Annotated in this window: 14 protein-coding genes; 9 read left to right on the forward strand and 5 right to left on the reverse strand. The window is 43.7% G+C overall.

The window, feature by feature from the left end; all coding sequences use genetic code 11:
* Window positions 1-7 precede the first annotated feature (7 nt).
* The 3 genes from ruvX to GTK07_RS13865 are packed head-to-tail and all read left to right on the forward strand — an operon-like array spanning window position 8 to window position 1,509.
* Complete coding sequence (gene ruvX, locus GTK07_RS13855; RefSeq protein WP_163635846.1) at window positions 8-418, forward strand: Holliday junction resolvase RuvX; 411 nt, start codon at window positions 8-10, stop codon at window positions 416-418.
* 3 nt (window positions 419-421) lie between these two features.
* Complete coding sequence (gene def / locus GTK07_RS13860) at window positions 422-1,012, forward strand: peptide deformylase (RefSeq protein WP_163635847.1); 591 nt, start codon at window positions 422-424, stop codon at window positions 1,010-1,012.
* 53 nt (window positions 1,013-1,065) lie between these two features.
* A complete protein-coding gene (locus GTK07_RS13865; protein WP_163635848.1) occupies window positions 1,066-1,509 on the forward strand; it encodes a DUF5606 family protein in 444 nt (147 codons plus the stop codon).
* Here the strand turns inward: GTK07_RS13865 and GTK07_RS13870 are convergent, their stop codons facing one another.
* Together GTK07_RS13870 and GTK07_RS13875 are read right to left on the reverse strand one after the other, a co-directional pair.
* Window positions 1,510-3,042, reverse strand: a complete 1,533-nt coding sequence (locus GTK07_RS13870) for a family 20 glycosylhydrolase (RefSeq protein ID WP_163635954.1) — start codon at window positions 3,040-3,042, stop codon at window positions 1,510-1,512.
* 54 nt (window positions 3,043-3,096) lie between these two features.
* Window positions 3,097-3,741 carry a GDSL-type esterase/lipase family protein gene (locus tag GTK07_RS13875; protein WP_163635849.1) on the reverse strand — a complete coding sequence of 215 codons (645 nt, stop codon included), beginning with the start codon at window positions 3,739-3,741 and terminating at the stop codon, window positions 3,097-3,099.
* A gap of 165 nt (window positions 3,742-3,906) precedes the next feature.
* Between GTK07_RS13875 and mazG the strand changes: the two genes are divergently transcribed.
* The 5 genes from mazG to GTK07_RS13900 all read left to right on the forward strand — a co-directional run bounded on the left by mazG (window position 3,907) and on the right by GTK07_RS13900 (window position 8,625).
* Complete coding sequence (gene mazG / locus GTK07_RS13880; RefSeq protein ID WP_163635850.1) at window positions 3,907-4,680, forward strand: nucleoside triphosphate pyrophosphohydrolase; 774 nt, start codon at window positions 3,907-3,909, stop codon at window positions 4,678-4,680.
* A gap of 91 nt (window positions 4,681-4,771) precedes the next feature.
* Window positions 4,772-6,139, forward strand: coding sequence for an MATE family efflux transporter (locus GTK07_RS13885; protein ID WP_163635851.1), 1,368 nt, complete (start codon window positions 4,772-4,774; stop codon window positions 6,137-6,139).
* A gap of 34 nt (window positions 6,140-6,173) precedes the next feature.
* Window positions 6,174-6,401 carry a hypothetical protein gene (locus GTK07_RS13890; RefSeq protein WP_119640798.1) on the forward strand — a complete coding sequence of 76 codons (228 nt, stop codon included), beginning with the start codon at window positions 6,174-6,176 and terminating at the stop codon, window positions 6,399-6,401.
* A complete protein-coding gene (locus GTK07_RS13895; protein WP_163635852.1) occupies window positions 6,401-6,970 on the forward strand; it encodes a phosphatase PAP2 family protein in 570 nt (189 codons plus the stop codon). The genes GTK07_RS13890 and GTK07_RS13895 overlap by 1 nt, the downstream gene beginning before the upstream one ends.
* A complete protein-coding gene (locus GTK07_RS13900; protein WP_163635853.1) occupies window positions 6,967-8,625 on the forward strand; it encodes an ArnT family glycosyltransferase in 1,659 nt (552 codons plus the stop codon). Before GTK07_RS13895 ends, GTK07_RS13900 begins: the two co-directional genes overlap by 4 nt.
* On the opposite strand, the gene GTK07_RS13905 is transcribed toward GTK07_RS13900, so the two are convergent.
* From GTK07_RS13905 to meaB, 3 genes are read right to left on the reverse strand one after another with little or no spacing between them, the layout of a single operon-like run.
* On the reverse strand, window positions 8,622-9,494 hold the full coding sequence (locus GTK07_RS13905; RefSeq protein WP_163635854.1) for a lysylphosphatidylglycerol synthase transmembrane domain-containing protein: 873 nt from the start codon (window positions 9,492-9,494) through the stop codon (window positions 8,622-8,624). The two genes, GTK07_RS13900 and GTK07_RS13905, sit on opposite strands and share 4 nt — an antisense overlap.
* Window positions 9,475-10,437 carry a glycosyltransferase family 2 protein gene (locus GTK07_RS13910; RefSeq protein ID WP_163635855.1) on the reverse strand — a complete coding sequence of 321 codons (963 nt, stop codon included), beginning with the start codon at window positions 10,435-10,437 and terminating at the stop codon, window positions 9,475-9,477. Before GTK07_RS13910 ends, GTK07_RS13905 begins: the two co-directional genes overlap by 20 nt.
* A gap of 35 nt (window positions 10,438-10,472) precedes the next feature.
* Window positions 10,473-11,516, reverse strand: a complete 1,044-nt coding sequence (meaB, locus tag GTK07_RS13915; protein WP_163635856.1) for a methylmalonyl Co-A mutase-associated GTPase MeaB — start codon at window positions 11,514-11,516, stop codon at window positions 10,473-10,475.
* A gap of 208 nt (window positions 11,517-11,724) precedes the next feature.
* Here meaB and GTK07_RS13920 point away from each other — a divergent pair, with 208 nt between their 5' ends.
* Complete coding sequence (locus tag GTK07_RS13920) at window positions 11,725-12,150, forward strand: organic hydroperoxide resistance protein (protein ID WP_163635857.1); 426 nt, start codon at window positions 11,725-11,727, stop codon at window positions 12,148-12,150.
* The last annotated feature ends 79 nt before the right edge of the window (window positions 12,151-12,229 follow it).

Genomic DNA, 12,229 nt, shown 5'->3' on the forward strand with positions numbered 1-12,229 from the left:
AATTGTCTTGGCAAGAATTTTGGCTTTGGATTATGGTAAGATTAGAACAGGAATTGCAGTGACCGATGAACTGCAATTGATTGCCTCTGGACTTACCACCGTGGAGACCAAGGAACTGATTCCGTTTTTGGAGAAGTATCTCAAACAAGAGTCCGTGGAACGTTTTGTGATAGGGGAACCCAAACAAATGAACAATGCCCCCTCGGAGTCCGAAGCTTTGATCCAAGGTTTTTTAAAGAATATAAAAGCCAAATTCCCAACAATACCCGTGGACCGACAAGATGAACGGTTTACCTCCAAATTGGCACTCCAATCCATGTTGGACGGGGGTATGAAAAAGAAAAAGCGAAGGGACAAGGCCTTGGTTGATGAAATTAGTGCTACGCTTATATTGCAGGCATACCTTAACAGATTTTAGTTTATGATTTTACCCATTGTGGCATACGGCGACCCCGTGTTACGTAAAGTGGCAAAGGATATCACAGAGGAATATCCAAAACTTCAAGAGTTGATCAACAATATGTGGGAGACCATGTACAATGCCCACGGCGTTGGGCTGGCCGCACCACAGATAGGTCTTCCCATCCGACTTTTTGTCGTGGATACCACGCCTTTTTCAGATGATGAAGACCTTACAAAAGAAGAGCAAGAAGCATTGAACGGGTTCAAAAAAGTATTCATCAATGCTAAAATAGAGACCGAAACGGGTAAGGAATGGGATTTTAATGAAGGGTGCCTGAGCATTCCGGATATCCGTGAGGATGTAAAACGTAAACCGGAGATCACCATTCGGTATTTGGATGAAAACTTCAAACCTCACTCCGAAACTTATGATGGACTTTTGGCTAGGGTAATCCAACATGAATATGATCATATTGAAGGGGTACTGTTTACAGATAAGCTATCGTCCCTTAAAAAACGTTTGTTGAAAAGCCGTCTTGATAAAATTTCCAAAGGAAAGATAGATGTGGAATACAAAATGAAGTTTCCCAACATCAAAAAAGGACGTTAAAAAAATCACAGTTTACGATAAAAACATATTTTTGCCCGCATAAATTATACTACATGGCTCTGGACAAGATTTTATCTATTGGTGGGAAACCCGGACTTTATAAATTGCTTACCCAAACAAGAAGTGGTTTTGTTGGGGAATCCTTGTTGGATGGCAAACGCGTTACCGTTGGCATCCGTAGCAATGTAAGTGTACTTTCAGAAATTGCCATCTATACCTTGGAAGAAGAGGTTCCCTTAAGGGAAGTTTTCCAAAAGATAAAGGAAAAGGAAGGTGGTAAAAAAACATCCGTTAGCCATAAAGCGGATAAAATCGAGTTGGAGGAATACTTCTTTGAAATCCTTCCAAACTATGATGAGGATAGGGTCTATGCCAGCGATATCAAGAAAATTGTGCAGTGGTACAACATCCTTCTAGACAACAACCTTACTGACTTTGTTGAAGCGAAAGATGTTGAGGAACCGACTGCGGTTGATGCCTCTAACGAAGAGGAATAATCATTCTTCTACCCAGTCCACCAACTCGGTAGGATAGTAATTGATGTTCATGGCCTTTAAATAAGGAGCTTGTTGGGCCAAACGTACCTTGTAGTCGTCCCAGTTTAAATTTTCACTGGTGGACCATCCCAACTCGGCAACGCCCACAATGCGTGGGAAAGCCAGATATTCCAGTTCTGCACTGTTGCTGATGGTTTCGGACCATAACGGGGCCTCAATACCTAAAATGCTTTCTTTTGGCAATCCTTCCACATAGGTTTCGGGATCCCAATTGTACCCTTCGTCCACTGGAATATAAGCGGCCCAATGCAACCCTAATTTGGTAAGGGAGTCGTACTGCATATCCAGATAGACCTTTACGGCAGGGGATAAGATGATCTTGGACCCATTTTCAGCCGCTCTGATGGCATTGTGGGGCTCGTTCCAAAGTTGTGCTATGGACGAAGGATCAATTTTGGCCTGCGCGATCTCGTTCCAACCAATCATGGTCTTGCCATGTTTTTGAACAATCTTTTCCACCTTTTCCACAAAATGGATGTAGTCACTTTTTTTGGTAGAATGGCTTTCATCCCCACCCATATGAAAGTAAGGACCAGGGGTCATTGCCGCAATTTCACCGATGACATCATCCAAAAAACTGTAGACCGTATCCTTGCGGGCATCGAAGGTGCTAAAACCTACATGGGTGCCGGTGTAGGCCTCCAATTTTTTGCCGTTTCCGTTCAAGAAGGGATAGCTGAAGGAAGCTGCATTGGTATGGCCCGGCATATCAATTTCGGGAATAATGGTAATGTATCTTTCCGCCGCATATTGGACCAGTTCCTTATACTCCTCCTGGGTATAAAAGCCGCCTTTGCCACCACCTACTTCGGTAGCACCGCCTACCTCTGTAAGTTTGGGCCAGGATTTGATTTCGATTCGCCATCCTTGATCATCAGAAAGATGCAGGTGCAAGGTGTTGAACTTGTAATACGCCAGAATGTCCATGTATTTTTTTACTTCATCCATGATGAAGAAATGCCTAGCAACATCCAACATGGCACCGCGGTGCACAAATTTTGGGGCATCGATTATTTTGCCCGAAGGAATCACCCACAGAGGATGATCGGTCAAAGTGTCATTGCTTTTTTCTGGGATCAATTGTCGCAAGGTTTGGATACCCCTGAACGCCCCGGCCGCCGTTTTGGCATTCAGCAAAATGGAATCCTTTTTAATGTAAAGTTGGTAGGATTCAGGCGTTTCCAAATCGGTGCTATCCGATTGGTTGATATAGATCATGCGTCCAGTGGTTTCATCAAGGGAGGAATTTACAGCAAGTTCCAACCCTGTTTTGCCCTTTATTTTCTCGGAAAGAAATTTACCGACCTTTTCAAACTCAGGGTCAATTGTACTGGTATAAATGACCGTGGCACTATCCAACCCAAAGGCCGAATTGGTGGCAATGGTCTTGATGGGTTTTGGGATCAAAGGGGCACTCGCCAGATCGGTCTTTGGGAAGTTGATTTCCTTTTTTTCGGTTTGGCATGCTGCCATGCAGAGTACTGCGGTGAACAGCAAAAGGGTTTTTTTAATCACGTTTGTTCAGTTTTAGTCTATGTAGTCTTTTAGGGTCTCATACCAGATGTCGTACCCTTTTTTGTTCATATGCAATCCATCTTCCACAAAGATGTCCTGTTTTACTTTTCTCTTGTCCAACATGGGGTACCATACGTCCACAAAATCGACTCCTTGCAGTTCACTGGCCAATTTGCTCAGTTTTCGGTTTAATCGTCGGTACTTTCCGCGGTAGTGCCATCTTGAAATGCTTGGTTTTGCCGAGATGAGCACAATTTCCATAGTTGGATTTTTTTGTCGTAACTGCGACAGGATTCCTTCTGCAGTTCCCAGAATTTTTCGAGGCCTCTTCTTGGCGAAAATATCGTTGTCCCCTTCATAAATGAACACTTTCACCGGATTGTAGTTCAAGATCAATTCGTTCAGGTAAAGTTCCAGGTCTGAAAATTGAGAACCCCCGAACCCTGTGTTCAATACCTGATGCTGCGGGAACCGTTCCTGTACATCGTTCCAAAAACGAATGCTGGAACTACCGGTGAACACGATGGTCGGCCTAGCGGAGTCCCAAAGGCTGTCATTTTTTATCTGAATAGCCTTCACTTCACTTTCAAAAGGTTTGGAAGTTTGGGAATACCCAATGGATGAAACCAATAAAAATGCTAAAAAAATCTTTCTCATGGATTGGAATGTTTCTTCCAAAAATACAATTTATGGCATGGATCCTTGACTATTCGTTGCTTTCCGCATCAACTTTTTAAAAAAACGTTGAAAGTTGCCTAAAAATGCCCATAATCCAACATGTCCTAAAATATGGGATTTGTACTTTTGACTAAAATTTAATAGATGAACGCAAGATCAGAGCAGCTAAAGGCATTTGAACGACTGTTGAACATCATGGACGAGTTGCGGGAGCAATGCCCTTGGGACAAAAAGCAGACCATGCAGACCCTTCGGCATTTGACCATTGAAGAAACCTACGAACTTGGGGATGCCATTCTGGACAACGATCTTGAGGAAGTAAAAAAGGAATTGGGTGATCTGCTGCTCCATATCGTATTTTATGCCAAGATCGGTTCGGAGACACAGGATTTTGATATTTCCGATGTGGCGAATGGCATCTGTGAAAAGTTGATCAACCGCCATCCCCATATTTATGGTGATGTGAAAGTGGAAAATGAAGAGGAAGTGAAACAGAATTGGGAAAACATCAAACTTAAGGAAGGCAAAAAAAGCGTGCTCGAGGGAGTACCCAATAGTTTGCCCGCCTTGGTAAAGGCCAACCGTATCCAAGAAAAGGTGGCGGGAGTGGGATTCGATTGGGAACATCCTGAACAGGTTTTTGAAAAATTGAAAGAGGAACTCGGGGAACTTCAAGAGGAAGTGAAAGTCAATGATGCCGATAAAATGGAGTCCGAATTTGGCGATGTGTTGTTTTCCATGGTCAACTATGCTCGGTTTTTGAACATCAATCCGGAGAATGCCCTGGAGCGGACCAATAAAAAATTCATCAAGCGTTTTCAATATTTGGAAAGTAAGGCCAAAGCATACGGAAAGAGCCTTAAGGACATGACCTTGGCTGAAATGGATGTTTTTTGGGAAGAGGCCAAAGGACTGTGATGCACTATAATTTATCCTTTAGCTCATGTTAGTTTGACTTCATTGTTGTGTCAAACTAGCTATATTTGCCATCTTTTCATACGTATCCGTTTTGTTTCAACAGTATACCAAAGAATTCGCCTATAACCTAAAGTTGTCCTATCCCGTTATTTTGGGGATGTTGGGGCATACGTTTGTGGCTTTCGCCGATAATATCATGGTGGGTCAATTAGGACCGACGGAGTTGGCCGCGGTTTCATTAGGGAATAGTTTTGTGTTCATTGCCATGTCGCTGGGTATTGGTTTTTCCACGGCCATAACACCCTTGGTGGCAGAGGCGGATGGGGCGGGTGATCAGGCAGCGGGCAAGAATGCCCTGAAACATGGCTTGGTACTTTGTACGCTCTTGGGACTCTCTCTTTTCGGAATCATTTTGCTTTGCAAACCTCTGTTGCATCATATGGAACAGCCACCGGAAGTGGTGGAACTGGCCGTTCCTTACTTGGAGCTTGTAGCCTTTTCACTAGTGCCCTTGATCATGTTTCAGGCGTTCAAACAATTTTCGGAAGGACTTTCCCAAACCAAATACCCCATGTATGCCACCATTTTGGCGAATGTGGTGAACATCACCCTTAACTACCTGTTCATTTTCGGTTCCTTCGGGTTTCCTAAACTGGGCGTGGTCGGGGCGGCCATCGGTACGTTGGCCTCACGAGCCATTATGGTATTGTTTATCTGGTTTTTATTGAATCGTAAGGAAAAATTCAGGCCCTACGTGACCCATTTCAATTTCAAGATTATTGAAAAAAAGATGATCAATAAGATCATCAGTCTGGGTTTTCCATCGTCCATGCAGATGTTTTTTGAGGTGGCTATATTCACGGCGGCCATTTGGTTGAGTGGGGTACTGGGTAAAAACGCCCAAGCGGCCAACCAGATTGCCTTGAACCTGAGCAGTATGACCTTTATGGTGGGTATGGGGCTCAGTGTGGCGGCCATGATTCGTGTGGGCAACCAAAAAGGGCTCCAAAATTTCAGGGAACTGAAGCGTATAGCCGAATCCATATTTTTCTTGACCTTGATTTTGGAAATTGTTTTTGCCACGCTCTTTTTAGTGGGTAGACATTGGTTCCCGACCATTTATTTGGATGTGGACGACATTGCCAACCAAATGGACAATACCGAAGTGATTATCATCGCCGCCAAATTATTGTTGGTAGCGGCTTTTTTTCAAATTTCAGATGGTTTGCAAGTGGTGGTCTTGGGGGCTCTCCGTGGTTTGCAGGATGTGAAGGTGCCCATGCTGATCACTTTTGTCGCTTATTGGCTCATTGGTTTTCCAGTCTCTTTTTATTTGGGTCTGTATACAGATTTGACGAGTACCGGGATTTGGATCGGATTGCTTTTGGGGCTCACGGCATCGGCCGTAATGTTGTATCTTCGGTTTAAGTATTTGACCCAAAAATTGATAACTGAATAGTATTTACCCTTTTGGGTCCAAATTGATAACACACATGGAACTACCTAAATTTTTGTTGGCCGACAATACGGACTATCCCGAGGCCATTTTCATTGTACATACCGAATACCCGCGTTTTATCATCAATTTGGAAAATGATGAAGTGGAATGGATGGAGGAATTCTCCAAAGAAGATGAAGCCGATTTGATGGAAGAAGCCGAAAGTCTGATCGAGGCCGCAACAGCGTTTTACGATCGTGAAGTGGCAAGATACGACGCATAATGCTCGAACAAATCCTACAGTACGATAAAGACCTCTTCCTGTTCCTGAATGGTTTGGGAACGGAAACTTGGGATGGTTTCTGGATGTTCATGACCACCACCCGAAATTCCGCTCCACTTTATCTGCTGTTGCTTTACCTTACCTATAAACATTTTGGGTGGAAGAATACGGCCATCGTTTTGGTTTCCGTTGCGCTTTTGATTACTTCTACGGATCAGTTGGCCAATTTTTTTAAATATGGGGTGGGCCGTTTGCGCCCATGCCACGACCCAGAAGTGAGCAGTATGATGCGCTTGGTGAAAAGTTACTGCGGTGGACAATATGGCTATTTTTCGGCCCACGCGGCCAACTCCTTCGGGCCAGCCGTATTTTTTATCGTGTTGTTCCATCAAAAGGTGAAGTACATCAGTTGGGTTTTGTTACTTTGGGCCTGTATCGTGGCCTATAGCAGAATCTACATCGGGGTGCATTATCCACTGGATGTGATCACGGGAGCTTTTATCGGTTCGCTCTTCGGATGGTTGTTTGCCAAGTTGGCTATATTTGCATTCCAAAAAATAGGGACATGATCTCCACCACCCGGTATTGGTTTTTTATCGCCCTCATTATACTGGTGTACATCATCGGCATGTTTGTGACCCTGTTTGAGAACGACTCCGCACAATTTGCCGTAATGGCCATGCGAATGGTCCAGGAAAACGATTTTTTAAGCCTTTTCAAAGGCCCGGAGGAGTATCTGGACAAGCCACACATGCACTATTGGTTGGCGGCACTTTCCTATAAGATTTTTGGTATCCATGATTGGGCGTACCGAATTCCCGGTATTCTGTCCACCTTGTTGGGTGCTTATAGCTGTTATGGCCTTGGAAAATTGCTCTACAACAAAGATGTAGGCCGGTTTGCTTCCTTGATCTTTATGACGGCCCAGACGATGGTGCTGGCCAATATTGATGTACGTACGGATGCCGTGCTCACCGGCTTTACCATATTTTCCATTTGGCAGTTGGTGGCCTATATTGAAAAGAATTCCCTGAAAAATATTGCCTTGGGTGCATTTGGGGCGGGAATGGCCTTTTCCACCAAAGGACAGATTGCGTTGGTGGTTATTGGTATTTCCGTATTGTGCCATTTGGCCTATACCCGAAAATGGTACCGATTGCTCAACTGGAAACTATTGGTGGCCGTTTTGGTGTTCGGGTTGACGATTGCGCCTATGTTGTATGCGTATTATCATCAGTTTGATCTACATCCCGAAAAAGTGATTCGCGGAAAGGACCATCGCAGCGGTATCTTCTTTATTTTTTGGGAACAGAGCTTTGAACGCATGAGCGGTGAAGGGGTAGGGAAGAACAGTAGCGATTTCTTCTTTTTCTTCCACACTTTTTTGTGGGTCTTCCTCCCTTGGACGGTTTTGGCTTTGATTGGGTATTGGAACCAATTAAAAGCATTTTGGCAGGTGAGATTTGCCTACAGACCCAATCTGGAGTTTTTGACCTTGGGCGGTATTTCCATCCTGTTTTTTGTCATCAGTTTTGCACAGTTCAAGTTGCCACACTATATGAACATTTTAATGCCGCTGTACGCTATCCTATCGGCAGCATTTCTTTATTCCCTTTTTCAAAAGAAGAATGCAAAATTGTCCAAGGTGATCTTGGGCATCCAATATTTTATATTGGGATTGGTCGTGGTGTTTGTCTTGCTGGTCAGTTTTTATATTTTCCCATTGGAATATTGGTATGGGTATGTCTTTTTGATAGTTGCTCTCGCATTGACCGCCTATTTTATTTGGAAGAAAGAAGAATTGGCCGCCAAAATTGTAACCGTGGCCTTATTCAGTTCGTTATTGTTGAACGGTTTGATGAATGCCCAGTTCTATCCGAAACTGTTGGAATACCAAGGCGGGTCCACCATGGCCGAAAAGGTAAAGGAGCAAAATATTCCGGTGGACAAGATCTACAAAGTTTCCGAACAACACACGTGGGCCTTGGATTTTTACGACAAAGACCCTGTCAATATTGTTTCCATCCCTGAACTAAAATCCAAAAAGGATGTTTGGGTATATGCCACCGATCAGGAATTGGATAAGCTTTCCAAACAAGGGATTCAGTGGGATGATCAAATCACGGTGGACCAGTTTAGGATTACCCGGTTGCAGATCAAGTTCCTGAACCCGGATACCCGCCAAGAAAAAGTAAACAAGATGCATTTGGTGCATCTAGATTAAGCAACCGATTCCAATTCCGGTTTTTTGAAATGATACACGATCCCAACCAAGGAGGTGAGTGCCGTAATCAAAAAGAAGGTAAAACTGATGCCGATGGAGGTGCTGGCATCCAATCCCAACCATTCGGCCCCATATAAAAAGGTAACCTCCCGACTTCCAATGCCACCAATGGTCAATGGAATGACCGACACGATGGAGGATACCAAGAACACAAAAAGATATTCGATGGCATCCAAGGAAATGGATAGCGCCTTCAAGATGAAAATCACACAGACCAACTGCGCCAATTGCACCAGGGCAGAATAGCCGAACGATTTCCAAAAAACGGGTAGCGTAGTGGTAAAGAACAGCTTGTTCATGAACCAAAAGGCCATCAAACTCAAAGGAATGGCCAAAATCAACAACCAATCAAATCCATCAAAAAAAGGATTCTTGGACAAAGTACCTAGGAAACAGGCATATATGAAAAGCAACAGCATGCCGCTCAAGCGGTCCAACAACAAGCTGGAAACCACTTTCTTGGTCCCAGGTTGAAACGCTTTTTGCACCACATATCCCTTGTAGGCATCGCCACCTATTCCACCAGGTAAAAAAAGATTGTAGAACATACCCAATAAATAGAGCTTTAAATTGCTCTGATGCGAGACTTTGGCCCCAATTTGATGGAAGTATGCATTGAGTCGAAAAGCGGCTATAATCTTGGAAAGTACAAAGAACACCAAGGCCAAGAAAAGAAATATAGGATTGCTTTTCTTCAGGGTTTCCAAAACGTCCTTCAGATCTATTTTCGTGAAGATAAAGTAGATCAGGGCTGCACTTACAACAAGTTTTAAGGCAGTGATGAGCTTTTTACGCAGCTTTTCCGTCACCTATCGTGATTTTTTTAATGCGATATGGTCGTTTTTGTTGGGACTCGTAATATGTGCGGATCAAGAGTTCCATCACAATACCGATGGTGAACAATTGTATGCCTCCGAGAATGAACATCATACCAAAAATAAGCAAAGGCCTACTACCTATGTCTTCCCCAAACCCAAGTTTTACGATCAATAGGTAAATATTGATGAATACACCCAGAATGACCAGCAAAACACCCAAAATGCCAAACAGGTGTATGGGGCGTTGGAAATACTTTCGGATGAAGAGCAGTAACATCATATCGGCCACCACTTTGAAAACACGCTCCAAACCATATTTGGAAACCCCGGCATGGCGTGCATGGTGTTTTACGGGAACCTGTTTGATCTGGGCGCCTTCCAAAAAGGCCAACAGGGTGATGAAGCGGTGCATTTCCCCGTACAGGTTCAAACCTTTTGCAATGTCCTTGGTGAACACTTTTAGGGCACAGCCATTATCCTTGATATCGAGTTTGGTAACCCTTCGCACTAAAAAGTTGGCAATCTTGGAAGGGATTTTTTTAACAAGGGAATCCTTCCGTTTCTGACGGATACCTGTGACTACATCATATTCACCACTTACGGCATATTCCAGCATATGCGGAATGTCCGAAGGGTCGTTCTGAAGGTCGCCGTCCATTGTGATGATGTATTCCCCTTCCGCATAATCTAGACCAGCGGCCAAAGCAAGGCTTTGCCCGTAATTTTTCTTCAGCTCGATCAAATGGACCTTGTCGTCATCCATTTCCTTGACCTTTTGACGGGTCTTGTCCGTGGAAAAGTCATCTACGTACACGATTTGGTAATGGTATCCCGGAAGACTTTCATGGATTTTTTGGGTTAACAAGACCACATTGTCCTCCTCGTTGTACAAAGGAACCACTATGGATAAAAGGGAATCGGTTACGGTGCTCATTTGGTATAAAATCTGTGCAAATTTATCGCTTTTATTTAAAGTTCCTTGGTAATCTGATCCAATAGGAGCTTGGCTGCATAAAATGGAGAAATTTTGTTCTCGTCAATGTCCTTCAAAAGGGCAATTTGGGCATTTTTAAAGGATTCCTTTTGATGAAAAAACTGTTTAATGTGTTCATCCACGGTCTGTAGGAACCAATTCTTGTTCTGGGTCTTCCTGTTTTTATCAAAAAAACCATTTTCCTTGTTCTGTTGAACAAAGTTTTCCACTACTTCCCAAATTTCTTCGATTCCTGTGTTTTCGCTAGCGGAACATTTCAACACTTTGGGGATCCATCCATTTGCCTTTGGTGGATAAAGATGTAGGGCCCTTGAAAATTCGATGGCGGCAAGCTCCGCCTTTTCTAGATTGCTTCCATCCGCTTTGTTAATGGCAATAGCGTCCGCCATTTCCATAATCCCTCTCTTAATACCCTGAAGTTCATCCCCGGCACCGGATAATTTCAATAAAAGGAAAAAATCCACCATACTGTGCACGGCAATCTCACTCTGGCCCACCCCGACCGTTTCCACCAAGATCACATCATAGCCTGCAGCTTCACATAAAATGATGCTCTCCCTTGTTTTTCGGGCCACACCACCCAATGAAGTTCCCGAAGGAGAGGGGCGAATAAAGGCGTTTGGATCTTTGGACAGTTCCTGCATTCGGGTCTTGTCTCCCAGAATACTGCCCTTGCTCAATGAACTGGTGGGGTCCACGGCCAAAACGGCCACCTTTTTGCCCTTTGCGGTCAAATAGCTTCCCAACGTCTCGATAAAAGAGCTCTTGCCCACGCCAGGCACCCCGGTTATCCCCAATCGGATACTGTTATTGGGTTTTGCCAAACATTTTTCAATCACGGCATTTGCCTTCTCATAATGAAGCGGTTGGGTACTTTCCAAAAGGGTAATTGCCCTGGCCAAAAGGGTTTGGTTTCCCTCAAATATGCCCTTTGTCAAGGTTTCCACGGAAATTTCCTGTTTGCGGAGTGCCTTGATTTTGGTAATGGTATTTACAGGTGTGTTCTTTTTGTTCGTCAAGGGAATTGATCAGGGATTTCACTACTAAAATAGCAAGATTTTGTGGGATGATATCCATTTCAAATTCTCTGTAGTTCCATTGATGTCCATTTCACATAAATTTAATAAGCGGAATAGGGGAGTTCCCTCTACAATTTGCTAACTTTTCCAATTATAGACCGGAGACAATGGTTTTCCGGTGAATATGAACCCAAAAAACTTTGACAAGATGAAGACAATTTTTGAAGCAAAGGCAACCAATACAGGAGGACGATCCGGACATGTAGAAAGTGAGGATGGCGTATTGGATTTTGATATTTCCATGCCAAATTCCAAAGGAAAACCCGATCCAAAGTCCACTAATCCCGAAGAATTGTTCGCGGCAGCATATTCCACCTGTTTTGCAGGGGCATTGCAAGCCGTCGCCAAAGAACAGGGCATTGACGATTTGGGCGACTTTAGTGTGACGGCCACCATAGAATTCAATAAAGAAGAAGAAGGTTTTTACCTTGAGGCGACATTGGATGCCTATTTGCCCAATGTAGGTCAAGAGACCGGAGAGGATTTGATCAATGCTGCCCATGAAATCTGCCCCTATAGCAAAGCTACGCGTGACAATATTACGGTCCATCTAAATTTATTGTTGGACGAATAAGTTACATAACGTATTGATTCATAATCCCGTTGAGGTAACTCTTCGGGATTTTTTTGTTAAAAGGGATGCAAAATCGCAC

This window comes from Flagellimonas sediminis, from assembly GCF_010500845.1.
GTDB classification, from domain to species: Bacteria; Bacteroidota; Bacteroidia; order Flavobacteriales; family Flavobacteriaceae; genus Flagellimonas; species Flagellimonas sediminis.